At 37.6% G+C, this 25299-nt stretch carries 26 protein-coding genes and 1 other annotated feature; of the genes, 21 read left to right on the top strand and 5 right to left on the bottom strand.

Annotated elements, in window-relative coordinates:
• Positions 1-55 precede the first annotated feature (55 nt).
• The 13 genes from G6O73_RS05950 (at position 56) to G6O73_RS05890 (ending at position 12266) form a co-directional block, all read left to right on the top strand.
• Positions 56-1357, top strand: coding sequence for a bifunctional folylpolyglutamate synthase/dihydrofolate synthase (locus tag G6O73_RS05950; protein WP_057885524.1), 1302 nt, complete (start codon positions 56-58; stop codon positions 1355-1357).
• 17 nt (positions 1358-1374) lie between these two features.
• Positions 1375-2028, top strand: a complete 654-nt coding sequence (locus G6O73_RS05945; protein ID WP_057885525.1) for an HAD family hydrolase — start codon at positions 1375-1377, stop codon at positions 2026-2028.
• Between the two features lie 51 nt (positions 2029-2079).
• Positions 2080-2748 carry a JAB domain-containing protein gene (locus tag G6O73_RS05940; protein ID WP_057885526.1) on the top strand — a complete coding sequence of 223 codons (669 nt, stop codon included), beginning with the start codon at positions 2080-2082 and terminating at the stop codon, positions 2746-2748.
• 521 nt (positions 2749-3269) lie between these two features.
• Positions 3270-4274, top strand: coding sequence for a rod shape-determining protein (locus G6O73_RS05935; RefSeq protein ID WP_057885527.1), 1005 nt, complete (start codon positions 3270-3272; stop codon positions 4272-4274).
• A 91-nt stretch (positions 4275-4365) separates the two neighbouring features.
• Positions 4366-5214 carry a rod shape-determining protein MreC gene (gene mreC / locus G6O73_RS05930; protein WP_057885528.1) on the top strand — a complete coding sequence of 283 codons (849 nt, stop codon included), beginning with the start codon at positions 4366-4368 and terminating at the stop codon, positions 5212-5214.
• Between the two features lie 18 nt (positions 5215-5232).
• The gene (gene mreD, locus G6O73_RS05925) at positions 5233-5760 is read left to right on the top strand and encodes a rod shape-determining protein MreD (RefSeq protein WP_057885529.1); all 528 of its coding nucleotides are present in this window, start codon (positions 5233-5235) and stop codon (positions 5758-5760) included.
• Positions 5761-5762: 2 nt separating this feature from the next.
• The gene (locus tag G6O73_RS05920) at positions 5763-6434 is read left to right on the top strand and encodes a septum site-determining protein MinC (RefSeq protein WP_057885530.1); all 672 of its coding nucleotides are present in this window, start codon (positions 5763-5765) and stop codon (positions 6432-6434) included.
• A gap of 2 nt (positions 6435-6436) precedes the next feature.
• The gene (minD, locus tag G6O73_RS05915; protein ID WP_057885531.1) at positions 6437-7243 is read left to right on the top strand and encodes a septum site-determining protein MinD; all 807 of its coding nucleotides are present in this window, start codon (positions 6437-6439) and stop codon (positions 7241-7243) included.
• A gap of 43 nt (positions 7244-7286) precedes the next feature.
• Positions 7287-7533: a binding site (T-box leader), on the top strand.
• A gap of 50 nt (positions 7534-7583) precedes the next feature.
• Positions 7584-8234, top strand: coding sequence for an amino acid ABC transporter permease (locus G6O73_RS05910; RefSeq protein ID WP_057885532.1), 651 nt, complete (start codon positions 7584-7586; stop codon positions 8232-8234).
• A gap of 14 nt (positions 8235-8248) precedes the next feature.
• Positions 8249-8884, top strand: coding sequence for an amino acid ABC transporter ATP-binding protein (locus tag G6O73_RS05905; RefSeq protein WP_057885533.1), 636 nt, complete (start codon positions 8249-8251; stop codon positions 8882-8884).
• Between the two features lie 31 nt (positions 8885-8915).
• A complete protein-coding gene (locus tag G6O73_RS05900) occupies positions 8916-9743 on the top strand; it encodes an amino acid ABC transporter substrate-binding protein (protein WP_148127317.1) in 828 nt (275 codons plus the stop codon).
• Between the two features lie 99 nt (positions 9744-9842).
• Positions 9843-11291, top strand: coding sequence for a cardiolipin synthase (gene cls / locus G6O73_RS05895; RefSeq protein ID WP_057885535.1), 1449 nt, complete (start codon positions 9843-9845; stop codon positions 11289-11291).
• Between the two features lie 33 nt (positions 11292-11324).
• Entirely contained in the window at positions 11325-12266 is a 942-nt protein-coding gene (locus tag G6O73_RS05890) for an alpha/beta hydrolase (protein ID WP_057885536.1), read from the top strand.
• A gap of 51 nt (positions 12267-12317) precedes the next feature.
• Here the strand turns inward: G6O73_RS05890 and G6O73_RS05885 are convergent, their stop codons facing one another.
• Positions 12318-13256: a hypothetical protein gene (locus G6O73_RS05885; RefSeq protein WP_057885537.1), complete on the bottom strand. Its 939-nt coding sequence runs from the start codon at positions 13254-13256 to the stop codon at positions 12318-12320.
• A gap of 94 nt (positions 13257-13350) precedes the next feature.
• Between G6O73_RS05885 and G6O73_RS05880 the strand changes: the two genes are divergently transcribed.
• On the top strand, positions 13351-13728 hold the full coding sequence (locus G6O73_RS05880) for an iron-sulfur cluster biosynthesis family protein (RefSeq protein WP_057885538.1): 378 nt from the start codon (positions 13351-13353) through the stop codon (positions 13726-13728).
• 6 nt (positions 13729-13734) lie between these two features.
• On the opposite strand, the gene G6O73_RS05875 is transcribed toward G6O73_RS05880, so the two are convergent.
• Positions 13735-15159, bottom strand: a complete 1425-nt coding sequence (locus G6O73_RS05875; protein ID WP_057885539.1) for a C69 family dipeptidase — start codon at positions 15157-15159, stop codon at positions 13735-13737.
• 191 nt (positions 15160-15350) lie between these two features.
• Here G6O73_RS05875 and G6O73_RS05870 point away from each other — a divergent pair, with 191 nt between their 5' ends.
• Together G6O73_RS05870 and lysA are read left to right on the top strand one after the other, a co-directional pair.
• A complete protein-coding gene (locus G6O73_RS05870; RefSeq protein WP_057885540.1) occupies positions 15351-15539 on the top strand; it encodes a 2-hydroxymuconate tautomerase in 189 nt (62 codons plus the stop codon).
• Positions 15540-15627: 88 nt separating this feature from the next.
• A complete protein-coding gene (gene lysA, locus G6O73_RS05865; protein WP_057885541.1) occupies positions 15628-16929 on the top strand; it encodes a diaminopimelate decarboxylase in 1302 nt (433 codons plus the stop codon).
• Between the two features lie 297 nt (positions 16930-17226).
• Here the strand turns inward: lysA and G6O73_RS05860 are convergent, their stop codons facing one another.
• Positions 17227-18039 carry a Cof-type HAD-IIB family hydrolase gene (locus G6O73_RS05860; RefSeq protein ID WP_057885542.1) on the bottom strand — a complete coding sequence of 271 codons (813 nt, stop codon included), beginning with the start codon at positions 18037-18039 and terminating at the stop codon, positions 17227-17229.
• Positions 18040-18162: 123 nt separating this feature from the next.
• Between G6O73_RS05860 and G6O73_RS05855 the strand changes: the two genes are divergently transcribed.
• The 5 genes from G6O73_RS05855 (at position 18163) to G6O73_RS05835 (ending at position 23117) form a co-directional block, all read left to right on the top strand.
• Positions 18163-18921: an alpha/beta fold hydrolase gene (locus tag G6O73_RS05855; protein WP_057885543.1), complete on the top strand. Its 759-nt coding sequence runs from the start codon at positions 18163-18165 to the stop codon at positions 18919-18921.
• Between the two features lie 29 nt (positions 18922-18950).
• Positions 18951-19271: a metal-sulfur cluster assembly factor gene (locus tag G6O73_RS05850; protein ID WP_057885544.1), complete on the top strand. Its 321-nt coding sequence runs from the start codon at positions 18951-18953 to the stop codon at positions 19269-19271.
• Between the two features lie 18 nt (positions 19272-19289).
• Positions 19290-20258, top strand: coding sequence for a hypothetical protein (locus G6O73_RS05845; RefSeq protein ID WP_057885545.1), 969 nt, complete (start codon positions 19290-19292; stop codon positions 20256-20258).
• Positions 20259-20261: 3 nt separating this feature from the next.
• A complete protein-coding gene (locus G6O73_RS05840; RefSeq protein ID WP_057885546.1) occupies positions 20262-21665 on the top strand; it encodes an RsmB/NOP family class I SAM-dependent RNA methyltransferase in 1404 nt (467 codons plus the stop codon).
• Between the two features lie 219 nt (positions 21666-21884).
• On the top strand, positions 21885-23117 hold the full coding sequence (locus G6O73_RS05835) for an L-lactate MFS transporter (protein ID WP_057885547.1): 1233 nt from the start codon (positions 21885-21887) through the stop codon (positions 23115-23117).
• 48 nt (positions 23118-23165) lie between these two features.
• On the opposite strand, the gene fni is transcribed toward G6O73_RS05835, so the two are convergent.
• A complete protein-coding gene (gene fni, locus G6O73_RS05830; protein WP_057885641.1) occupies positions 23166-24200 on the bottom strand; it encodes a type 2 isopentenyl-diphosphate Delta-isomerase in 1035 nt (344 codons plus the stop codon).
• Between the two features lie 20 nt (positions 24201-24220).
• Positions 24221-25294 carry a phosphomevalonate kinase gene (locus G6O73_RS05825; protein WP_057885642.1) on the bottom strand — a complete coding sequence of 358 codons (1074 nt, stop codon included), beginning with the start codon at positions 25292-25294 and terminating at the stop codon, positions 24221-24223.
• Between the last annotated feature and the right edge of the window lie 5 nt (positions 25295-25299).

Raw genomic sequence — 25299 nt, 5'->3', positions numbered from 1 at the left:
GTTTTTTTTCGCGTTAAGTTAAAATGTGAAAGAGAAGAAGCGGGAGGCAGGAAAGTTGGCAGTTAAAGATTATCAGGCAGCTTTGGCATTTATTCATGGTCGCACAAAATTTAAGAAAAGTCCGCAGTTGGATCGAATGCGTCTGTTTGCTGCTGAATTAGGCAATCCAGAAAGAAAATTCAAATCAATTCACGTGACCGGAACTAATGGTAAAGGCTCAACAGTTGCCTTTTTGCGTGAATTATTTTTAAAACAAGGTCTGCATGTTGGAACTTATACATCACCTTTTATTGTTCGTTTTAATGATCGGATCACTTTTGATGGGCAAATGATTAGTGACCAAGAGTTAATCGCATTAGTTAATCAAGTTCAACCAGTTGTTGCTAAACTTGATCAGCGGCTGAAAAATCAGGGTGGCGGTCCCACAGAATTTGAAATCATTACGGCGATAATGTTTTTGTATTTTGCTCAAAAACAACCAGATGTGGCAATTATTGAGGTCGGAATTGGTGGCAAGTACGATTCAACAAATATTATTTCTCCAATGGTTTCTGTGATTACAACGGTTGCACATGATCACGCAAAACTACTAGGAACGACTTTAGCGCAAATTGCTGAACATAAAGCCGGAATAATTAAATCTGATTGTCCGGTTGTGTTAGGTAAAATTCCACCAGCTGCTTTGCAAGTGATTTTACAAAAAGCCCAGCAGGAAAAAGCACCTGTTTATCAATTAGGAGCTGAGTTTGAAGTGGCGGCCAAAGCAGCGGCTGATTGGGGTGAAATTATTAACTACCGCGGTCAAAATGAATATTTAAAAAACTTGCCGTTAGCTCTTTTAGGTAGTTTTCAACCAGCAAATGCGGCAGTTGCATTAACAGCTTTTCTATTGGCAGCTAAGCAGTTAGAGTTGAAGTGGCAATTGCCGGCCATTTCTGCAGCGCTAGGCAATACCAGCTGGCCTGGCCGCTTTGAACCGGTGAACTCGCAGCCACTGGTTATTTTAGATGGAGCACATAATTTGGCTGCTTTTCAAGAATTGCGGCAAACTTTGCAGACATATTTTAAAGGAACTAAAGTTTTCGCTATCGCAGCCATTTTAGCTGATAAGCAACCGGCAGCAATGATTAACGAATTGTTAAAAGTTCCGCAACTAGAACTAACTTTGACTGAGTTTGCAGCACCCCGAATGCTGGCTGATGAACAGCAATTGGCCGAAAGTTCACGCGTTTCATATTGCGCTGATTGGCGACAGGCACTAGTAAAAAATGTTCAGCAAATGTCTGTGGATGATTTATTATTGTTTTGTGGTTCGTTGTATTTTATTTCAGATGTCCGACATTATTTTGTTGATTAAAAGAGGAGATTTAAACTATGGATTTGAAATTGATGATTTTTGATATGGATGGTTTGGTATTTGACTCAGAAAAAGTCTACTTTCAATCAAATTCAAGGGCAGCTAAGCAATTGGGAATGGATTTTAGTTTGGCATACTACCGCCAATATATCGGTGCCGGAAATGGCTTGATGTTACGGCGAATGAGTCGTGATTATGGCAGTCGTTCACTGATTGAAAAATTCATTGACTTGAGTCATCAATATGTTAAAGAAGAAGTAGTTGCTCATGGTTTGCCTCTAAAAAAAGGCTTTGCCGAATTAAGTCAATTTTTAAGGCAGCACCAGATTAAGCAAGTTTTAGCTTCAAGTAATGATCGCGAAGCAATTGATTTTTTCTTGGATCACTCAAACATGCACGGTGTATTTGATCAGATTACTTCAGGTGACGATGTTGTTAATGCTAAACCAGCACCGGATATCTTTGAAAAGGCATGGCAGCAAGCTGGGGCACCAGCTAAAAAGGCGGCTTTAGTTCTCGAAGATTCTGTTAACGGCATTTTAGCGGCTAATCAAGCTGAGATCCCTGGAATTATGATTCCAGATTTAATTGAACCAACTCCTCAAATTGCTGCCAAAGCGACGGCGGTTTTACCAAACTTAGCGGCTGTACGTGATTTTATTCAAAAATAAGATGAACTCCTTTTTAATTAGCGTATTTGTTAATTAGAAGGGGGCTTTTTTATGAAACAAAATTTATCAGAAAAATCAGTTATAGAGAAATTCAAATTACAACAAGCTGCTGCACTCAGCGATCATGAGTTGCTGTTATTAATTTTAAAATCTTTTGCGGGAATATCCGCAGCCAGTCAGCGAGTCAATGAATTTTTCGAACAGCATATTGATCTGCGCCAATTAAAATATTTTACTCCAACAGATTGGCAACAATGGTTAGGTAGTTGTTTTGCAGCTAATCAAGGCAATCTTTTATGTGAATTCGCTGAAAGGTTAGCAAAACGTCCTAAATTAATTTTAGGGCAAGTAACAGGTAGTAATCAGTTGGGAGAACAATTAGTTGCTGAATTTGGCTTGTACCAGCAGGAAGTACTAATTGTAATTTTACTGGATACTAAAAATCAAGTCTTAGCTCGAAAAATTTTATTTAAAGGGACGCTTGATGCAGCAACTGTCCATCCACGTGAAATTTTTAATTATGCTTTACACTATCCAACCGCGAGAATAATTGTGGCACATAATCATCCTAGCGGCGATCCTCGACCATCCCCTAATGATTTGCACCTAACTAAAAGACTTCAGCAGTGTGGTCAGCTCTTAGGAATTGGTCTACTTGATCATTTGATTATTGGAGCTGTTCAGTATTTAAGTCTTCGTGAACAAAAAGTACTTAAATAGGACTTCGACAATTAATGGTGTAAAATATTGCCCTTACCCTTGATAAATTGATTAAATCTTGGTTTATTTCTTGTCGGACAGATAGCCTTATGTTAGACTTTCAATAGTATTATGAATAAGGATATTAAATTATCACTTGGTGAAATTACGTTTTTGTTGTAGAAATATATTATAGACCAAAGGGACAACCAAGTGATCATATTGTTATTCATTTACTAGTATCAAAAAAGATGGTTGTTAAGATATTAGTTGTCGATGAAAAAGTTACTTTTTGCCGTCAAGTGAGAAAAAACTTTGTCAGCAATTAATCTCTAGACAGATGATTTAAATAATGATTAAGAATCCACCAGTGACTGTTAAAAATAAAATAAATCAGTTATGGTAGATAAGTAATTTAATAAGTAATTAAAGCTACAGCTAAATTGTCTGAACGCTGTCGCCAAGGTATGATATAATCTATATATGTGACTAAAGTCTCAAGAATGTAAACGAAGAGACGGTTTGTGAAGGGATGAAAAATAGTGTTCGGATTAGGAACGAAAAATATTGGAATTGATTTAGGAACAGCTAATACAATTGTCTATGCTGAAGGAAAAGGGATTGTTTTACGTGAGCCCTCAGTAGTAGCTAAAAATACAAAAACCGGTGAAATTGTGTCAGTCGGTTCAGAAGCTCGCGATATGATCGGTCGTACTCCGGCAAGTATTGTGGCGATTCGACCAATGAAAGATGGTGTGATTGCTGATTATGATACGACAGTTGCGATGATGAAGTATTATATTGATAAAGCATTAGGTCATCGAGCTGGAAAACCATATGTAATGGTTTGTGTTCCAAGCGGGGTAACTGAAGTTGAAAAACGTGCAGTTATTGATGCTACTCGAGTAGCTGGAGCACGGGATGCTTATGTGATTGAAGAACCTTTCGCTGCTGCGATTGGTGCTGGTTTGCCAGTTATGGATCCGACCGGTAGTATGGTGGTTGATATTGGTGGTGGCACTACTGATGTAGCTACTATTTCACTAGGTGGAATTGTTTCAAGCCGTTCAATTCGGATGGCTGGTGACAAATTGGATGAATCTATAACTTCCTATGTCAGACAACATTTTAATTTGTTGATTGGTGAACGGACAGCTGAAAAATTAAAAATTGATATTGCCTCAGCTTCAATTGAAAAAGCAGCTGAATTAGATAAGCAAACAATTCGTGGTCGCGATTTGATTACAGGGTTACCAAAGACAATTGAAATTGAAGCAGTAGATGTAGCTCGGGCAATTCAAGAAGTAATTCAAGAAGTTATTGCAGCTATCAAAGAAACTCTCGAAGAAACTTCACCTGAAATTGCTGCTGATGTAATTGATCATGGGATCGTTTTGACAGGTGGCGGAGCACAATTACGTCATTTGCCAGAAGTTATTTCTGAAGCAACGAAAGTTCCAGTCTTTATTGCCTCTGAACCATTAGATTGTGTCGCAATTGGGACTGGCGAATCGCTGAAAAATATTGATGTGATGAAGAAAAAATAATATTGACGATGAATGGCGTATCTTTTGGGAGGTTGGGGCTTGTGGCCAGCCTCTTAATTTTTGATACGCTTTCGTCTTTTTGGAGGACAATATGCAAAGATTTTTCTTTAACAAAAGATTAGTTATTATTTTGATCACTTTAATCATCGGCTTTTCCTTAATTGCTTTTTCAATTGTAATTCGCAATAATCGAAAAACACCAACTGTTGTTCAACAAGTTGGCAATAGTGCTGTTGGAGTTGTAAATCAGGTTGTGGGTGCTCCGGTCAATGGGATTAAAGCCGTTGGGGATTCAATTTCTGAGTTGTTAAACACATACAGCGAGAATCAGCAATTAAAAAAGCAAGTTGATAGTTTAGCAACTGAAAAAGTGCGTAATCAAACATTAACAAGCGAAAACAAAAAATTAAAAACCGAATTGAAATTAAAAAATAGTCTAACTGATTTTAGTTTAGTTTCTGCTTCAGTTGTTTCACGTGCGCCTTCTTCTTGGCAAAACCAATTAGTCATTAATAAAGGTTCTTTGTCAGGGATTAAAAAGAATCAGGCGGTTGTTTCACAACATGGATTGATTGGACGAATTGTTGAAGTCAGTGCAGCTTCAAGCAAAGTAGAGTTAATTAGTAATGATGATAGTAGTTCGAATCAGTTTGCAACACAAATTTTAAGTGATTCGGGCAATATCAATGGATTAATTACTGGCTATAGTAAATCGACTAATCTGTTAACAATGGGTCAGATTACTTCGCAAAAGAAAATTAAAAAAGGTGATCGCGTAATCACTTCTGGGCTGGGTGGTAATTCACCAGAGGGCTTGTATGTTGGGCGTGTTACTAAAGTCGAAAAAGATGATTATGGTCTGGCATCAAAGGTTTTTATCAAACCAGCTGCTGACTTATCTGACTTAGAGGTTGTTTCTGTTGCTAAGAGAACTGATTAAAGGGTGTGTGAAAAGTAAATGAGAATTTCTAAATTACGTTATTTTTTTCCGCTGGGGTTGTTGATCAGTTTACTGTTGGATGGAATTTTCAGCAATGTTTTTGCAGCCAGTTTTTTTCAAGCAAATGCTTCGATTGAAAGTCGTTTGATTGTTGTCTGGCTAATTATGGCCCTGTGTTTTGGGCAAATCGATCATCCCTACTTCTGGTCAATCATAGCAGGAGCCATTTTTGACACTTACTATACTGGAATTGTCGGACCAATGATGATGTTGTTACCCTTAATTGTTTATTTGACCTTATTAATGTTTCGTTTTTTCACCCCGTCATTTATTGTGGTACTATTAATATGTCTGATTGACATTACGGTGATTACATTTTTGTTTTATGGAATTTTTTCTTTGATATCGTATACTGACGTTTCACTTACGACAGTCATTGGGAAAACTCTAGGGCCGACTTTGGCGTATAACTTGGCGGCTTTTGTTATTTTGTATTTACCGTTAAAGAAATTCTTTGAGTATTTTTCTCAGAATAGGAGTGCCTGAACATGAAAAGCATCGTTCTCAAGGGACATAATGACGGTTATGAAATTAGTCTAAAAGATAGTGCGGCTTTTACAGATATTTTACAGGAATTAAAACAGCTATTTGCTGAATTAAGTGTTAAGCAAACCTTTAATCAACAAAAGGCAGTCTCTTTTGAGATAACTACCGGCAAGCGATTGTTGCAACCGGAGCAACGAAAAAAAATTGAAACGTTAGTAAGTGCCTATCCACAATTTTCAATTTATAAATTTTCAGCTGAGGTTATATTAACGACTCAAGCTCAGGAAATGTTGCTGAAGCGTAGTTTGCATTTAGAAGGCAGCATAATTCGCAATGGTCAAGTAAAAGAATTAACTGGTGATATTCTATTTATTGGTGCAGTACATCAAGGTGGAATGTTAAGGACCACTGGTAGCATTTTCTTATTAGGAAATTGTGAAGGAATTTTACAAGCCGGTTACCCGAATGATTCAGCGGCTGTGATTGTTGGCGATTTTCACCAAGCTCAGCAAATTAGAATTTCTGATGCAGTTGCAATTATTGCACAAGAAAAGCAGCAGATAACAGCTGAAACGGCAGCCTATGTAAATGATTTGCATGTATTAGACTATACCCAACGAGAACAGGTCAAACAAATTCGACCAAAACTTTTTGCAAGGATGGGGGGACTTTAAAAATGGGAACAGCAATTGTAATAACTTCCGGTAAAGGAGGCGTGGGTAAAACCACGACTTCAGCCAATTTGGGAACGGCCTTGGCGTTACAAGGCAAGAAGGTTTGTTTACTGGATTTAGATATTGGACTAAGAAATTTGGATGTTATTTTGGGCTTGGACAATCGCATTATTTATGACATTGTAGATGTCGCTAGTGGCCGAGCTAAATTACACCAAGCTTTAATTAAAGACAAGCGATTTGAAGATAAGCTTTTTTTGCTGCCAGCTGCTCAAAATGCTGATAAGACGGATTTAAATCCTGAACAGGTTAAGAAAATTGTTTTAGATTTAAAACCAGATTTTGACTTTGTGTTGATTGATTGTCCTGCTGGAATCGAGCAAGGCTTTGTTAATGCTGTTGCCGGGGCTGATACTGCAATTGTTGTTTCAACTCCAGAAATTTCAGCTGTTCGAGATGCAGATCGAGTTATTGGTTTGTTAGAACAACACAACTTCAAAGAAGCTCCACAACTGATTATTAATCGGATTCGAATGAACTTAATGAATGATGGTCAAGCGATGGATATTGATGAAATTACGCGGCATTTATCAATTAAATTATTGGGAATAATTGTTGATGATGATCAGGTGATTTCTACGTCTAATCATGGAGAACCAATTGTTTTGCAGGAAAACAATCAGGCGGCGCAGGGTTATCGGAATATCGCACGCCGGATATTAGGTGAAACAGTGCCATTGATGAACATAGAACAGACTGAAAAACCTGGATTGTTTTCGCGAATGCGTTCTTGGTTTAAGAAAAAATAAATTGACTTAAGACTAATTTATTGATAAAGTGAGATTGTTATTAAAAAAAGCTGTGAACAAATGAGTAATTTAAAATAATTCTTCAGAGAGCAGTTGGCAGGTGCAAAACTGTAAAATTTTTTGGATGAAACACTTTTGTGAGCTGAAATACTGAACCTTAGTTTTAATAAATAGTAGGTTTTTCCGGTTGTGCCGTTACCACTTAAAGTTTGGTTGAACTTGATGAGTCTGTTAGTGTGAACTGACAGAGTACATGAGGTGGTACCGCGTTTTATTTATGCGCCCTCTTAGACAATTTGTCTAGGAGGGCTTTTTTATTTTTTTAAAGGAGAGGTGTCAAATGCATTATATTTTACAAATTTTGCCATCACTATTAAGTGGTGCCAAGCTAACATTGGAGATATTTTTTTGGACGTTAGTTGGTTCATTGCCGTTAGGATTGGTTGTTGGCTTAGGTCTAACATCACATTTCAAGCCATTACGAGCCGTTTTACGTTTTTATGTCTGGTTAATGCGGGGAACGCCATTATTACTTCAGTTGATATTTGTTTTTTATGGTTTGCCTTTAATTGGTAATGGAATTTTTACTTTGCAACGTTATGATGCAGCATTATTTGCCTTTATCTTAAATTATACGGCTTATTTTGCTGAGATCTTTCGGGGGGGACTACAATCAATTCCCAAAGGACAATATGAAAGTGCTCAGGTACTACGGTTAACTTATTGGCAGACGATTCGCAAAATTGTCACACCACAGGTTGTTAAAATTGTTTTGCCTTCGATTGGTAATGAAGTGATTAACTTGGTCAAAGATTCAAGTTTAGTTTACGTGATTGGTTTAGGAGACCTTTTGCGAGCAGGAAATGTTGCAACTAGTCGGGATGTTACATTGGTTCCATTAGTACTCGTAGGAATTATTTATTTATTGTTAACCGCTGTTTTAACTTTTATCCTGCGGAAACTTGAGCAGCACTTCAGTTATTGGAAATAAGGAGGTAGTCGTTGATGCTTGAATTAAAAAACGTCAGTAAAACTTTTAACCAAAAAACAGTTTGGCATGATTTGAATTTAAAAATTGAAGATGGTCAGATTTTGTGTATTGTTGGTCAATCGGGTGGTGGGAAAACAACTTTGTTGCGTTGTATCAGCGGTCTAGAAAGTTTGGATAGTGGTGAAATGCTTGTTGATGGTAAAAAATTCGATCCAACCATGCCACAAAAAGATGATGCAGTGATTGGTGTCGTCTTTCAAGATTATCAATTATTTCCACATTTGAAAGTGATTGATAACATCACTTTAGCTCCCGAGTTGGCCTTGAAGCAAACTAGCAAACAAGCTAGGCAAGCTGCCGAAAAACTATTGGCGCAATTATCTTTAACAGATAAAGCTGATTTATTTCCTTATCAATTATCAGGTGGTCAAAAGCAACGAGTTGCAATTGCGCGAGCATTAGCGATGAAGCCCAAAATCTTATGTTATGACGAACCAACATCAGCTTTAGATCCAGGGTTACGTGAGGCCGTTAAAAAGATTATTTTGCAATTAAAAAAAGCCGGAATTACCCAAATAGTTGTCACGCATGATTGGGAGTTTGCTCGACAGATTGCGGATCAGACCTTTAAGTTAGAACCGCAGCAATGAACTGGCGGGAGGAGTGAGCGGATTGAAAAAAATGAGGTATAAAAAAATCCTCTTGGGTTTATTAACTGGTATTTCACTATTTTTGTTGGCTGGTTGCACAAGTGTTCAACGACGGGCAAACACCACTGATACTTGGCCTCAAATTGTCAAGCATCATCGAGTGGTTGTTGGTTTAGACGATAGCTTTGTCCCAATGGGTTTTCGTGAAAAGAGTGGTAAATTAGTTGGTTATGATATTGATTTAGCACGCGCTGTTTTCAAATTATATGGAATTAAAGTTGACTTTCAAACGATTGATTGGTCAATGAAGGAAACCGAATTACGTAATGGCACGATTGACTTGATTTGGAATGGATACACAAAAAATCCAGCACGTGAGCGAACAGTTGCTTTCAGTAATACTTATTTAAAGAACCAGCAAATTTTGGTTACCCAAAAATCTGCTGGCATTAATCAGGCTGCTAAAATGCGTGGAAAAACATTAGGAGTTCAAAGTGGTTCTTCAGGTTATGAATCATTTGAAGATTCACCACAGTATTTAAAAAAATATGTTAAGCACACAGTTCAATACAGTACCTTTAACGATGCTTTCCTAGATCTAAACGCTGGTCGGATTCAGGGACTTTTAATTGACAGTGTTTATGCTGATTATTATATAAAGCACCAACCTGATGCTACTAGCTATCGTAAACAAGTAATTGGTTTCCCAACAGAAGACTTTGCGGTGGGAATGCGCAAAGGAGACAAAACATTACGTAAAAAAATCAATCGAGGGCTAAAGATTTTAGCAGCTAATGGGACTTTGAGCAAAATCAATCAAAAATGGTTTGGTTCAAGCAAATCATTTGCTAATCGTTGAGGGTTAGAAATGACAAATCAACTGGAACAGTGTAAACTGATGCTTGTTGAGGACTTTTTAAGTGGTTAAGTTAAATCCTAAATAAGAAGGTGGAAGTTCATGCACATTGTCAGTACGCTGTTAGAAATTATTTTTGTGCTAAACTTAATTTTTGCTATTTTTACTGTTTTCAAAGAAAAACGTGATATTTCAGCTACTTGGGCTTGGCTGCTAGTTTTATTGTTGTTGCCGATAGTTGGGTTTATTATGTACTTATTTGTCGGTAAAAAATTGTCAAAAGATGATATTTATGATATTAAAACGCAACAGCAAATGGGCTTGGATCAGTTAGTAAATTTGCAAAAAGAACAGTGGCATAAAAAGGACTTGTTGCCAGCGGACGAAATTACGGATACGTCCAGAGAAATGGTACATTTATTTTTGGAAACCGATAAGTCAATTTTAACTAAATATAACGAAGTTAAATTATTGACTGATGGTGAACAAAAGTTTGCCGAATTATTTGCGGATATTAAAGCGGCTAAAGACCATGTTCATATTGAATATTACACTTTTTATAATGATCGAATTGGAAATCAGCTGAGAGAACTGTTGGAAAAAAAGGCAGCTGAAGGTGTTAAAGTTCGAGTAATTTATGATAGTTTTGGTTCACGTGGAACAACGCATAAATTTTTCCAAAAATTAGAACAACTTGGAGGTTCAGCAGAACCATTCTTTGGGTCATATCGTTCATTTCCCAATTTACGTCTGAACTACCGTGACCATAGAAAATTAGTGATTATTGATGGAACAATTGGCTATATTGGTGGATTCAATGTTGGTGATCAATATTTAGGTCGTTCGCCAAAGTTTGGCAATTGGCGCGATACGCATATTAAAATTACTGGTAATGCGGTAATTGCGATGCAGTCACGCTTCTTTATGGACTGGAACGCAACGGTTAAAGAAAAAAAAGTCACTTATCACGAGAATTATTTTCCATTGAGTGAAGCTAAGGGGAATGTTGGCATTCAAATTGTTTCTAGCGGACCTGAAAGTCAAGTTCAGAAAATCAAACTTGGTTATATCAAAATGATTAATAATGCAGATCATGAGGTTTTGATTCAAACACCATATTTAATTCCAGATGATTCTTTGTATGAAGCTTTATCATTGGCGGCCTTTTCAGGAATCAAAGTTAAAATTATGATTCCGTCAATGCCAGATCACCCCTTTGTTTATCGGGCAACTCAATACTATGCGCATGCGCTTTTGGAAAATGGTGTTGAAATTTATCAATACCAAAAGGGTTTTCTGCATGCCAAAACGTTAGTAGTTGATGGACAGATTTCATCGGTTGGTTCTGCTAATTTAGATTATCGAAGCTTTAAATTGAATTTTGAATCAAATGCATTTTTGTATGATCCAGAATTTAGTGAGAAAATGCGACAAACATTTTTGCAAGATGTCACGAATTCAAAACAATTAACATTAGAAGACTTTGCAGCTCAGTCTAAATGGCTGCGGTTTAAACAGTACTTTTCACGGCTGTTGTCACCGATTCTTTGACAGCTGATAATAAGGGGATTGTAGGGATTAAAATTGTTAAAATTACGAAAAAAGCAATGGCTGTTATTGGTTGTTTGTTTAGTGACAGTCATCATCGGGGGATTGTTTGCAGCTAGTCAATATCTGTATTACTTTGCTTTTGAACCACAACCGCGTTTAATTACTAAGTATAAGCAAGCTAAAGCAACAATGTTAGTTAAAGACCAACACTGGTTAGACAATGCGAAACAAAAAAACTGGTATCAGACTTCAGCAACTCAAAATTTACAGTTACATGCAGTTTATTTTCCAGCAACTCAAAAAACAAATAAAACAATTGTCGTTGCTCATGGTTATCGTGAGAATCACCGGTCAATGGCTAGCTATATCCATCTATTTCATCGCCAAGGTTATAATGTTTTGGCGCCAGATGATCGTGGTGCCGTTGGCAGTGAAGGTAAGTATATTGGTTTTGGTTGGCCTGATCGACTTGATTATTTGAAGTGGTTACAGCTACTTTTGAAAAAAGAGGGTTCCCAGCAAAAAATTGGTTTGTTTGGCGTTAGCATGGGCGGTGCAACGGTGATGATGATCAGCGGTGAGCATTTACCCAAACAGGTTAAAGCTATTTGTGAAGATGCCGGTTATTCAAGTATTGAAGGTGAACTGACACATGAGTTAAAAGCTCAATTTAATTTGCCGAAACAACCATTGATTACGACTGCTGATTGGGCAGTTCAGCAACATACCGGTTTTAGTTTTAAAAAAGCAAGTTCAGTTGACCAATTAAAACGAAATCATCTACCAACGTTTTTTATTCACGGAGGAAAAGATAATTTTGTTCCAACAAGAATGGTCTACCAAAACTACCGAGCATCCACGGGTCCAAAACAGTTATGGGTAGTTCCAGGTGCGGCCCACGCGATGTCGTATTATGATCATCCACAGCTCTATTCGCAAAAAGTTAGTCGGTTTTTTGCTAAATATCTCAAATAAAAAATCGTTGCAATTTATGAATTATTCCATAAACTGCAACGATTTTTTAGATTAGATAATGGCAATTTTCGGATTTCCTAATTGTTGACGTAGTTTCTCAACCTGATCTTTGTCAAGGTATTGGATGATTGCAGCTAGACCATAGCAATTATATGAATAAGCAGAATCAAAACGGGTTTTATTTATACTTTTGAGAGTAGGTTCATCGATTACTTGCCAAATACTATTGCTTTGTTCAGCCTCTTTAATTATCGCCTTAGTTTGACAAGCAACATCAATTTTTCCAAATGAAGTAAATTGTTTTATTAAGTCATAATAGATGGGTGTGAGAAAAACTTTTCGCTGATGAGTAGCCGCTAAAGATAAAAAACGGTAGATTCTTTCAGGATTCCACGGACAGAGCCGCAGCCCAAAAAATTCAGGTGTTCGAATTAAACAACTTTCCCAGTTGTTCATCATTCTCACTTCACCATTGCAAGCTCCAGTTGATTCTGACTGGAGCATAAAGCGGTTAGTTGTAAACTGAGTTATTTCAGCTTGACGAAAAGCTTTTTGCCAACGATGAATTCGCTTTAGATGAAAGCCTGCTATTGCAAAAGCCGCACAATAACCAGTTGTTTCTTCACCATTTTTTATCAAAAGTGCGATTGAACCAGTTAAGGAATCATCATTGTTGAAAGCAGTTAATGTTAACTCGCCAAATTGTTGTGGAAAGTCCGTTGGCATGATTTTAAATTGATCAAAAGAATTAATTGGCCGTAACAATTGGACATGTTGTAATTTTTGTAGTAGATAGTAAAGTTCATAGGAAACAAAAACTGTCAATTTTTTATTATCTATTTGGAGCAATTCTTGTAGAATATCAGAATTTAAGTGAGTGATAATCAATTGAGATGTTTCAGGCATAATCATTTGTTGAATGTCTATTTGAATCGTTCCGTTCATGGTTGGAAAACAAATCTCTTTATTTCGATTGAGTATTTTTAGCATTTTGGTTTATTCCTTTCGTTATTCGATAATGCAAAACAGTTGCTAAACGAGTTAGCACATGCCAAAATTAAATAAAAAATAGGGAGGTTTTTTCATGTATTTGACGGTTACCACACCAGCAGCAGCTAAAATTAAAGTAGCCCAACGACAGCATGCTGACTCGGTCTTGCTGTTAGACTTTGATGATGGGGTAGGGTCTTTATCCCGAGTGGGAACTTGTGCTCTGTCATCAGTTTTTCGGGTGTTGCTGGCCGATCCAAGTTTGGACTTACATGATTATGATCAGGACTTAGAATCAAATATTGGAGCTTTCAAAATCAAGGGCTACAGTAAGATCTACATGGATCAGCAGTTGAAGCTGGATTTAAATCCTAAAAATCAAATGTTGCGACTTTCCGGCGCTAATGCCGGCGAATTAACTGCGGCAATGATGTTTGAAGTTATCCCACCTAATACAAGTTCCAGCAAATAATTTGCTTTAGAGATTTTCATCGGTTTTAAAGTCAAGCGGCGACAAAGCCGTTGCTGTAGTGATTAATTCAGCGCTTAGTTCGGCAACTTTTTCCAACACATAGGCCGCATTTTTTAAACTGGCTTGAGTTAAAAACTCAACCAGTTTTTCTGTGGGCATCTTTTGTGCTTGGCGATCTGTTTGCCAAATTGTATGATTAAGCTGTGTCTGGACTTCTTTTTGCATGGTAGCTAAAGAATCACCAAACAAACTATAGTGTGCATCAACTAAAATTCCCAGCAATTTAAATTGCCAGTAAGCTGAATCGGAACTGTAGGTTGCCGATCCTAGTTGATAACTTTTCGGAGTTTGAGTAATTCCGGCATAAAATGGCACAAAGATACTTTGAGCTGTTACTCCTAGCGCTAGCCAGTGAATGCCGCTGAGTTCAGCTGAATATTCTGGACGCAGTTGTAAAATATGGGCCTCTTGGGTTTTGGCTAAACTAATTGGGCGAAATTTGTGCTTCAACTTTTCGTTAGTTGAATTTAAAGGATCATAGTCAGTGCCTTGATAGTGTGAGCCTAGCAAAAACTGCAAATCTTCACGGTAAATAAGTCGTTCAGCTTGCCGGACAAAAGGTAGCTGCTGACTTTGCGGATTTTGCTGTATTGTTGGGTTAAAGTAGCGTTGTCCGTACCAGACTCGCGGAGTGCTATAAATTGAATCACTCAAATCTTGTGTACCAAAGATTTCACGAAAATTAAAATCGGTCCGCGAATTATTCAAGTGATTCTCAAAAACAAATTTTTTTAAACCAGTCGCGGTCAAAAAATTTTGCGGATCATTGAAATTGATATTTTGAATTGCTAATTGATTTCCGACAACGGCATAGCAGTTATCAGGAATTCTCTGAGCAGCCCAATAATGTCCAGTAGCAATCTCCAAGTACCAAACTTCAGTTTGATCGGCAAATAAGACACCGTTTGTCTCACTAGCACCGTATTTTTCAATCAGTTTACCAAGATATTTAACACCATTACGTGCAGATTTAATATAAGGCAATGTAATGGTAACCATTGCTTCTTCACCAATCCCTTTTTCAATTAATGGATCAACACCCAGAACTCTATCATTGGCATAAGCGCTTTCAGTTGCACTCATCGCAACCCCATATTCGTTGATGCCTGATTCTTCAAAGATCCCGAATTTATCAGTCCATTCAGGAGTAGCAGTATATTTACCACGAATAGTTGGTAAATTCATTGCAAAGCCGTTGTCAGGTGAGACAAATTCTGGAGCTGTTTGAAATTCTTGATGAGGATGAACTACAAAGTGTTTTGGCCAAGCTGTTTTGGCATCTTCAGTTCGAGCAATCATCGTTGAACCATCAACCGATGCTTTTCTACCAACTAAAATGCTGGTACATGCTGAAAATTCTTTTCCTTCCATGTTTTTACCTTTTCCTTTACTAAGTTCTTATTCATAGTATAACAGTTTCCCTTATTAATGAATATTAGCTTATTGTAAACAAAATTTTTTTTTTTTAGAAAAACTGCTGAAATTTAATTGCTTTCTAATCTTATATTTGGTTTAATAGAATTAATAATTAGGGTTTATGATTAAGGAAAAGGGGGATAAAAATGCCACTTGTACATATTGATTTGCTTGCGGGTCGTTCTGAAGATCAGTTGAAACATTTAGTGGAAGATATTACTTCAGCTGTTACTAAAAATACCGGAGCACCGGCTGAACATGTCCACGTTATTCTTAATGAGATGCAGCCAAATCGCTATAGTGTTGGCGGAGTGCTTAAGAGTGATGCCAAGTAGACGTTTAAAACAGCCGGAGGTCAATATCCCCCGGCTGTTTTTGCTTAAATAACATAAGTTAATTTATTAATTGAGAGGAAGTTTGAAGTTGACAAGAATAGCGGATACAGTTGCGATTAATCAGGCAGGACACTTAGAAATCGGAGGAGTTGACTCCTTAAAACTGGTTAAAGAATTTGGGACACCAGTGATTGCTTATGATGTCAAACGGATCAAAACGACTATAAAACACTTCAAACAGGCTTTCGAAACAGCCGGTCTGCCGTATCGGGTAACTTATGCCAGCAAAGCTTTTTCGGCTTTGGCCATGTATCGTTTAGTTGCTGATGCCGGATTGGGTTGTGATGTTGTTTCTGGGGGAGAATTATATGCAGCTTTAAAGGGTGGAATGCCGCCAGAAAGAATCGAATTTCATGGGAACAATAAATTACCAGCAGAATTAGCCATGGCAGTAGATGCCCAAATTGGTTGTATCGTAGTAGATAATTTTCAAGAAATTCAGTTTCTAGATCAAATTTTGCAAGAAAAAAAGACCGAAATTTCAGTAGTTTTACGTGTTGCGCCTGGAATCGAGGCAGAAACACATCGTTATATTTCGACGGGCCAGCAAAATTCTAAATTTGGTTTTGATGTTCTTAGTGGCCAAGCTGATCGGGCTTTACAAGAGTTATTAAACAATCCACGAATGAAAGTACGGGGTGTTCACTGTCATATCGGTTCACAAATTTTTGCGGTCAATGGTTTTTTGATGGCAGTTGATAAGATGGTTGAATTATTACAGAAATGGCAACAGCAATTTGATTTCACGGCCGAAATTCTCAACTTGGGTGGGGGTTTTGGAACAAAATATACAGAAGCAGATCAACCGTTACCACCTGAAGAATTTACTACAAAAATTATTACTGAAGTTAAGCAACGAATCAAAAACGCGCAACTACCATTGCCAGAAATCTGGATTGAACCTGGGCGTGCGATTGCCGGAGAAGCAGCAACAACTTTATATACTGTTGGCTCGCGCAAAGATGTTGAAGGGGTTTGCCATTTTGTTGCAGTTGACGGCGGGATGGGTGACAATATTCGCCCAGCCTTATATCAAGCAAAATATGAAGCTTTTTTAGCATCCCGTCCACAGGCATTAGATGAACAGATTGTAACTGTTGTTGGAAAGTATTGTGAGTCTGGAGATATTTTGGTTAAGGGAGCAGCTTTACCAATTACTCATCCAGGAGATATTTTAGCAATACCATCCACTGGAGCTTACGGTTATACCATGGCCAGCAACTATAATCGTAATCCTCGTCCAGCTGTCGTTTTTTGTGAAGATGGAAAAGCACAGTTAATTATTCGGCGTGAGACCTATGCAGATATGCTGAACTGTGATTTAACTTAAACTAAGTCAGAAATTTCTAAATTTAATTAGGCAGATCAAGGCCAAAAATTATCAGAAGCCACGAGTTTGTTGCAACTTTTCAACGCAAAGTAGCCAATTGGCTTAAAGACTTCTGATACTTCGTTTCGACAATACTTATCAAAAACTACGATTTGGCTTTCACAGCACTGACAGATGCTGTTTTCACAAGCTTTTGACGTTAAGTCGGAAGTGGGTTGAACTGAATAAAAGGCACTAACAAAGGGACCATAGCAATAATATTTTTGCTATGGTCCTATTTATTATGAAATTTATTTTCTACTTGGCTAATTGTAAGTAATTTTCAAGGTAATCTGCCATTCCATCATGCTGGTTATCAAATTTAGTAATATCATCGGCAATGCTTTTAATTTGGTCAGTTCCATTTTTCATAGCGATTCCTATGCCAGCATATTCAATCATTTCTTGATCATTGTGCTCATCACCAAAAGCAATAATATTTTTGCGACTAATCTGATAACTGTGGGCTAAATATTCTAACCCGAAGGCTTTACTGATCCCACAGGGTTCAAGCTCAATGATTGGTGCTGGTCCGCCCCAAATACCGACTTCGACTTCACTACCAAAGTTTTCTTTGATCCAAGTTGCGGTGGTAGCCTCATTTTCTTTATTAATTAGTAAGGTTGCTGCAGCTGGATCGTTTTTTAAATTATCTTTTGTTAGCAATTGCTGTTTGGAAACAGCAGTTGGAAAAAATTCAGAACGAAAATTTTGCGGTTGATCAATCAAAATAGTATCCTTGGCTTCCGCAGCGATAACCTGAATTCCTAATGTGCTCTTATTTTCTAACAGGCTAATGACAACTTCACGTGAAAAAGTTTTTTGATATTCTTTCTTCCAGTGATGATGCGGTATATGTCCTAAGGCACCATTAAAGTTAATCATTGGAGTTTTTAAATGTAATTCATCATAATAATTAGCTGAGATTCGATAGGGACGCCCAGTTACAATCGAAATAATATGGCCGGCTTGTTTGGCACGTTCTAAGACTAGTTTAGTTCGGTTGGTTAACATGGATTTAGCATCAAGGGTGGTTCCATCAAGGTCAAGTGCAATTAATTTTTGTTTCATCAATAAAGTCACCTCTTAATTTTAGACTCATAATGTTTAAGATAGCACAAAAGGTACTGATTTACTAGAGATTGCGCTAGCTTTCGTTGTATAATGTAATCATCATAATTTGGAGGCGAAGGCATGATCACGGTAACTGAAAAAGAAGTCAAACAAATCCCGGTTCTTGAATTGGTAGATGCGAGCTTAACTAATGAAACTTTGCCATTAGTTTTTTTCTATCATGGATGGACGGGTTGCAAAGAAAAGGTACTGACCCAAGGTTACGAACTGGCACGCCAGGGCTTTCGTGTTGTCATGCCTGATGCGCTGTACCACGGACAAAGGCAAGTAGCCGGTCCAGCTGAAAAGCATCAACTCGAATTTTGGCAGATTATTGCTAAGTCAGTTCAAGAATTTCCACTTTTAGTCAAAGCATATGAACAGAATGTCGGAATTTATCAACGGCAAATTGGTGTTAGTGGCCTGTCAATGGGAGGAATTACAACCTGTGCTTTACTAAGAGTTTATCCGCAGATTACCGCGGCCGTTTGTTTAATGGGATCACCTTGTCCAGTGGAATTTGCTCGTCAATTATTGGCCAAAATCCCTGGGATGGAAAAAGTTGATCCTGCTTATGTTGAAGATCAGATTTCACAACTGGCAGTAATCGATCTTTCCCAAGAACCGCAAAAGATTGCTGGTCGACCAGTACATTTTTGGCATGGGTCAGCTGACCCAATGGTGCCTTATCAGCCGACCAGAGACTTTTATGAAAGAATTAAAGATCATTCGTATGCTGAAAATGTGACATTTACAACCACTAAAGGTGGTAAACATAAGGTATCATATCTGACGACGTTAGAGATGGCCGCTAAATTTCATGAGTATTTTTCAAAATAATTTTTTAGCTTACTATAGAGGAGAAGAAGATGGCAGATAAAAGTGTGGAACAAATTAAGGATGAAATTATTGAGAAACTAGAAGACGTAATGGATCCTGAATTAGGAATTGATATTGTTAATTTGGGATTGGTTTATGAAGTTAACTTGGATCAAGCTGGTTTATGTCAAATTAAAATGACCTTAACTACGATGGGGTGTCCCTTGACGGATATATTGGCTGATATGGTTGAAAGAGCATTACAACCCTTACCGGAAATTAAACAGGTGGATGTACAATTTGTTTGGGAGCCTGCATGGACAATTAACCGAATGACTCGTTACGCAAAGATGGCCTTGGGAATCCATTAGATGTCAGGAGAATGATCATTGTTGAAAAAAGGACTTTGGCTAGTAATTTATACAGCTTTACTAGCTTTTTTGAGTGTATTTATTTTCTTTAAAATTCAAGAGCGAGATTTAATTATTCAATTAAATAATCATAATTTGTCTTTAGATGCATTTCATGTTGTTTTAAAACAACCTTTAACTTTGGATGAATTTGAACAAAAAATTAATCAAAACAAACAGCTACCTAGTTTGCAGATTCACTTTCAAAATCGTAAAAATAATATTACTTATTTTTTTGGAACGGGTGATTTTTCTGTTCCACCAATGATTAGTGGTAGTTTCTTTTCGGCAAATGATTTTAAATCTGATGTATCAATACTAGTCGTTGGTAAAGACTGGAAAAATAAATTATACACTCCTAAAGATCAAAGCTATCTTGAACATCAGGGACATTTTTATCCTGTTTTAGGGGTGATGGGAGATAAGTATCGTTCTGATTTGGACAAACAAATATTTGTTTTGCCCGGATCAGCTACTCGTAAAAAATTACTGGCGAATAATTTTCGGATTATTATTGATGGCAAAAAGCAATTAACCAGTCAACAATTAAAACATGTACTACCGCTTTCAAAAGTTAATCGTTTAAAATCTAAACAATTGTTTGTGTCACAAGGAAGTTGGACCGTAGCTCATTGGGCTGAGGCCTTAGGGTTGCTGTTAGTTTTGTTTGGGTCCTTGTTCGGGACATCTTTATGGCGCATATTTGCTCGCCAACGCTATCGTGAAGCCCACTTTCTGCAAAAAACAGCATCATTATTTGTTTTTGAAGAGTGGCGTTATTACGCTCTTTTTAGTGTGCTGGGGATAGTTTTGGGGTTAATTGTTGGAATGATTACCTTTAATATGTACAATTATTTGTTATTGTTGTTGTTTGTTGGTGCTAGCTTTATCGTTGCCAATGTATATTTGATTATTCGACTTCGAGTGCTAGTTAAACAGGAGGCTTAAGTGGTGAGGTTAAAGTTACCCACGGAATTTATCGAAAAATATCAAAATTTATTGCAAGCTGAAGCTCCCGCTTTTTTTGCAAGTTTGCAGCAAAACATGACCAAAGCCTTTCGCTTAAATCCGTTACGTCCAAATTGGCAATCGGTTAAGGCTGATTTGTCTGAGCCAATTGAATATGTACCAACTGGATTTTATGGAGAAATTAATGGCCGATCTTTAGAGCATCAAACGGGTTATCTTTATAGTCAAGATCCAAGCGCAATGTATGTTGCGGAAGTTGCGGAGATTCACCCAGGAGAAAAAGTTTTAGATTTATGTGCTGCACCTGGAGGGAAATCAACTCAGTTAGCCGGAAAATTAGCTGGTCAAGGATTATTAGTTTCAAATGAAATTAATCGCGCAAGGGCTAAGATTTTGGCCGAAAATCTGGAAAGAATTGGTGCCAAAAATGTTTTAGTGGTGAATGAACGACCAGATCGGTTAGTGAAAACTTTCAAGGGCTTTTTTGATAAAGTTCTGGTTGATGCACCTTGTTCGGGCGAAGGAATGTTTCGCAAGGATCCAGCAGCGGTTAAATATTGGTCAGCAGCATATCCAGCTGAATGTGCTGCTCGTCAACGCGAGATTTTAACAAGTGCGTTGGAAATGCTACGTCCAGGCGGCCAATTGATTTATTCTACTTGTACTTTTGCTCCTGAAGAAGATGAACAGATAGCGGCTTGGTTACTAGAAAAAGCTGAGATTGCCAAAATTTTACCAATCAAAAAATGGCCACGGATGGATAGTGGTCATCCTGAATGGGCCAATGACCAAATTGAGCTGGAAAATTGTGTCCGGTTATTTCCACATCATTTTCAAGGTGAAGGCCATTTTATTGCTAAGTTTCAAGCAACTCAAGCATCCACGGGCACGATAAAGAAGAAAGTACGTAAGAAGAAAAAGCAGCACAGCAAATTAGTTTTTCGTGATTTGACAGCATCTGAAAAGAGTTATTGGCAAAAATTTGCTGCTACTCAATTTATTTCTAATTGGTGTAAAATTGCGGATTTGCGTGTTTTTAATGAACGATTGTTTTATTATCCGCAAAGCTGGCCAGATATTTCTGCATTACATTTTGTTCGTCCCGGCTTGGAGTTGGGGGTTTTTAAAAAAGGCCGCTTTGAACCAGCTTATAGCTTAGCATTAGCACAATTCCCGACTGAATCAAAAAATGTAATTCAATTAAGTATTGAGCAATGGAATCAGTATGTTCAAGGGTTACCCTTACGTGAAGCTGCTTTTAAACAATTGCCTGATGGTTGGTATTTACTGAGTTGCCAGCAAAAATCTTTTAGTTTTGGCAAATTAACTCAGGGAACTTTAAAAAATTCGTTTCCCAAAGGGCTGCGACTACGCTATGGAAATTAAGTGTTGAACAGAAATTTTATGTTGTCTGGTTAGTGATAAAAATAGGGTTGAATAAATGTATTCAACCCTATTTTTGACGCTCTTTTTTAAACTAAGTTCACAGAATTCTTTATTTTGATGGTTTATTTATTTATTTTAGTATGATATCATCATTTCAAGCGAATTATTAAGTGCAAAATGTATTTTATAGTTCGTATTTTATAAAGGGAGAGTTGATGATTGAAAATAAATCGTTATGGTGTGGCTATAGCTGGCGTGATTTTTCATTTAATGATTGGATCGGTTTATGCTTGGAGTGTTTTTACAGCTCCGATTGCCCAACAAACAGGATGGGATGAGTCGGCAGTAGCTTTGGCCTTTAGTATCGCGATTTTCTTTTTGGGAATGTCAGCTGCTTTCATGGGCCGTTTAGTTGAAGTTGCAGGTCCGCGTTTGACAGGAACAATTGCAAGTGTTTTATACGGATTAGGGATGGCTTTAACAGGAATGGCTTTGCATGTTCATTCATTATGGCTACTGTACATCGCTTATGGAGTAATTGGGGGACTCGGTTTGGGATCAGGTTATGTAACCCCAGTTTCAACAATTATTAAATGGTTCCCAGATAAACGTGGCTTAGCTACGGGTTTTGCTATCATGGGTTTTGGTTTTGCTGCCTTATTAACGGGACCGATTGCACAGCAGTTAATGATGACAGTAGGTTTGGAAAGAACTTTTTATTATTTGGCTGGTGGCTATTTTGTCATAATGTTGTTAGCGGCTCAATTTATCCGAACACCACAGAAATCTCAAGAATTAAAAAAAGTAGTAGAAGTTCAGGGCAAACGACTGACGGCTGGCCCTGAATTAACGGCGAATCAAGCTGTTAAAACCCGGTCATTTAAACTATTATGGTTGATGTTCTTTATTAATATCACTTGTGGAATTGGATTGGTTTCCGCAGCTTCACCTATGGCTCAGTCAGTGACTGGAATGACAGCAACGGCCGCTGCGGTCATGGTTGGAATTATTGGTTTGTTTAATGGTTTTGGTCGCTTAGTCTGGGCAACTTTGTCTGATTTTATTGGTCGACCGCTTACCTTCAATCTGATTTTTTTACTGGATGTTATCATGTTGGGTTTGATGTTATTATTTAATTTACCATTAATTTTTGTTATGGCACTTTGTCTTTTGATGACTTGTTACGGGGCTGGGTTTTCGGTTATTCCAGCTTACTTAGGCGATATTTTTGGTACTAAGAATTTGGGAGCAATTCATGGCTACATTTTAACTGCATGGGCGGTTGCTGGAATAGTGGGCCCCTTGTTGTTGTCAGTGACTCACCAATTGTTTCAGAGTTACACCGTAACCTTGATGACGTTTATTTTGGTTGATTTAATAGCATTGGCAGCTTCTTTTTGGATTCAACGTGATTTTATTGAAAATGGACAATTGAATAATAAAACTGAATAGTTATAAGTAAAAAGAAAAGTTCTGGGACGTTGCGTCCTAGAACTTTTTTTATTTGAATTTAATTTGTTGTTTAAAATTATTTAAGTCAGTTGAAAGAAGATAGGGTACTTGTTGAAGTTCTGTAGGATTAGCACACCCCAATAAAGCAAAGATGCTTTTTAGTTGTTTTTTCAAATCCTCAATTAAATTAATCAAACCTGCAACATCTTTTTTTATCAAAGTATGCAGAAAGAGACCAGCAATTCCAACGTTATCTGCACCTAAAACCAAGCATTTAACAATGTCAAGTGCATCCCGAATGCCACCTGAAGCTGTAAATGAAAAACTACTAGCAAAATGTTGACTAGCCAATAAAGTTTCAGCAGTTGTCAGGCCAAAATTATTCAATAAAGAAAAATCTTTTGCCCGCCGGCGCTGATTTTCAATTTTGGCAAAATTAGTTCCACCATGACCTGAAAGATCAACATTTTTAACACCTATTTTTTGCAAACGTTCCAAAGTTGCAGGACTAATTCCAAAACCAACTTCTTTAACTATAACTGGGACTGAAAGACCAGATATAATTTGTTGTAGATTTTCTTCCCAATAAAATTGCCGGTCGCCTTCAGCCATGACGATTTCTTGGGCAGCATTTAAATGGACTTCTAGCAAGTCAGCTTGCAGCATCTCAACAGCAGCTCTGGCATCAGCCAAATTGTGACTAGCACCGATATTACCGATCACCAAACCATTAGGTAGATTTTGGCGGACAATTTTAAAACTAGCAGCTGCTTGCGGAAATTTCAAAGCAATGCTTTGAGAGCCAGTAGCCATCGGAATGTCAGTTGCGGCAGCGGCAGTGGCTAGTTTTTGATTCAATTTAGCAGTTTCTGGGCTGCCACCAGACATAGCGTTGATAAAAAAAGGGGCTGCAATTTTTTTACCTGCTAAAGTTGATGTTAGGTTTACTTTGGCAACTGAAATTTCTGGTAAATTATTTGGTATCAGTCGAACTTCAGCTAATCCGTTATCAGGCTGAGCTTGGTAAAACTTTTCGGCTAAAAAGACATGCTCGTCTTTGCGATGTGAATGTTGATCGTACACCAAACCCGTCCTTTCTAAAATTAGTCAATTACTTGATGAACATGTAAATCTAACTGTTCAATACCAGCAGATTTCCAAGAACTCATTAATTCTTGGGTATCAATTTGTTGGTCAATGACGACGATTCCACAATCACCACCACCAGCACCTGAAGTTTTAGCAGCTCCACAGCTTTGTTCAGCAGAAATGCATAGTTGGTGCAAAAGTGGCGTTTCAATTTGGACATTACTGAGGTTGCCTAGAGCTTGTAATAGCTTGCGATTATAACGAATCTCTTTTTGAATTAAGGACAAGCTCTGTACTTGAAAGCCCTTAATCATCCGTTTTAAGCAGGCCTTGCTCTCTGTGAGAAAATGTTGATACTCAGCCTGGTTTTCAGCTATTTTAATGCCAACTGCATCAACTAAATGGGAGGTTGATGCTGGTGAACCAGTCCAACCAATCAATAATTTTAAATTTTTTGGTGGAGTCAATAAGTCAATTTGGAGTTGGGGCCAAGCAACATCAATCAGTTTTTTTAATGAAAAGCGATGACGTGCGCTACGCAACCATTTTCGATCAAAAGAACGATAAGCAATCCAACCACCGTAAACACTGGCAGCAATATCACCTAACGAGCCGTTTCCTTGAATATCTAAGTGAGCGATAGCTGCTAACTTAAATAGTTGATTTTTACTGATTGATAATCGATAAAAATGACAGAGCGCTTTAATGGTGGCAACAGTGACTGCTGCTGAACTTCCCAAGCCATATTTTTTCCCATCAGGACTATCAAGATCACTATCAATTTTCAGATGATAACATTTCATTTGTTTACCCAATAGTTGGGCGTAATTTTCAGTTAAGTGAATGGCCGATAGAATATAATGAAATGGATTATCGCGATTATCGAAAACCATATTATTGCCTTCGCGTTTCCAAAACAGCGAATTTTCTTGATATTGCTTAGAATAAATTGAACCGTAGTCATCACTTTCTTGGACTGTAACAGTTACAAATTGGTTAAGTGCTACTAGGATTGCAGGGTAGCCGGTTTCTACAACGGCATATTCACCTGCTATGTAGAGTTTTCCCGGAGCTTTGACCGTAATCAAAAAAT

The organism is Liquorilactobacillus nagelii DSM 13675 (assembly GCF_019444005.1).
Taxonomy (GTDB): Bacteria; Bacillota; Bacilli; order Lactobacillales; family Lactobacillaceae; genus Liquorilactobacillus; species Liquorilactobacillus nagelii.
The sequence above is the reverse complement of the archived record's forward strand: the minus strand, read 5'-3'. Positions and strand labels throughout refer to the sequence as shown.

What these genes read in the sequence shown, in the direction of transcription:
- mreD (WP_057885529.1), top strand. Translation starts at nt 5,233, where the DNA reads ATGAGAATTTCTAAATTACGTTATTTTTTTCCGCTGGGGTTGTTGATC.
- G6O73_RS05920 (WP_057885530.1), top strand. Translation starts at nt 5,763, where the DNA reads ATGAAAAGCATCGTTCTCAAGGGACATAATGACGGTTATGAAATTAGT.
- G6O73_RS05940 (WP_057885526.1), top strand. Translation starts at nt 2,080, where the DNA reads ATGAAACAAAATTTATCAGAAAAATCAGTTATAGAGAAATTCAAATTA.
- G6O73_RS05880 (WP_057885538.1), top strand. Translation starts at nt 13,351, where the DNA reads ATGTATTTGACGGTTACCACACCAGCAGCAGCTAAAATTAAAGTAGCC.
- G6O73_RS05870 (WP_057885540.1), top strand. Translation starts at nt 15,351, where the DNA reads ATGCCACTTGTACATATTGATTTGCTTGCGGGTCGTTCTGAAGATCAG.
- G6O73_RS05850 (WP_057885544.1), top strand. Translation starts at nt 18,951, where the DNA reads ATGGCAGATAAAAGTGTGGAACAAATTAAGGATGAAATTATTGAGAAA.
- G6O73_RS05910 (WP_057885532.1), top strand. Translation starts at nt 7,584, where the DNA reads ATGCATTATATTTTACAAATTTTGCCATCACTATTAAGTGGTGCCAAG.
- cls (WP_057885535.1), top strand. Translation starts at nt 9,843, where the DNA reads ATGCACATTGTCAGTACGCTGTTAGAAATTATTTTTGTGCTAAACTTA.
- mreC (WP_057885528.1), top strand. Translation starts at nt 4,366, where the DNA reads ATGCAAAGATTTTTCTTTAACAAAAGATTAGTTATTATTTTGATCACT.
- G6O73_RS05945 (WP_057885525.1), top strand. Translation starts at nt 1,375, where the DNA reads ATGGATTTGAAATTGATGATTTTTGATATGGATGGTTTGGTATTTGAC.
- minD (WP_057885531.1), top strand. Translation starts at nt 6,437, where the DNA reads ATGGGAACAGCAATTGTAATAACTTCCGGTAAAGGAGGCGTGGGTAAA.
- G6O73_RS05900 (WP_148127317.1), top strand. Translation starts at nt 8,916, where the DNA reads ATGAGGTATAAAAAAATCCTCTTGGGTTTATTAACTGGTATTTCACTA.
- G6O73_RS05885 (WP_057885537.1), bottom strand. Translation starts at nt 13,256, where the DNA reads ATGCTAAAAATACTCAATCGAAATAAAGAGATTTGTTTTCCAACCATG.
- G6O73_RS05875 (WP_057885539.1), bottom strand. Translation starts at nt 15,159, where the DNA reads ATGGAAGGAAAAGAATTTTCAGCATGTACCAGCATTTTAGTTGGTAGA.
- G6O73_RS05860 (WP_057885542.1), bottom strand. Translation starts at nt 18,039, where the DNA reads ATGAAACAAAAATTAATTGCACTTGACCTTGATGGAACCACCCTTGAT.
- G6O73_RS05855 (WP_057885543.1), top strand. Translation starts at nt 18,163, where the DNA reads ATGATCACGGTAACTGAAAAAGAAGTCAAACAAATCCCGGTTCTTGAA.
- G6O73_RS05905 (WP_057885533.1), top strand. Translation starts at nt 8,249, where the DNA reads ATGCTTGAATTAAAAAACGTCAGTAAAACTTTTAACCAAAAAACAGTT.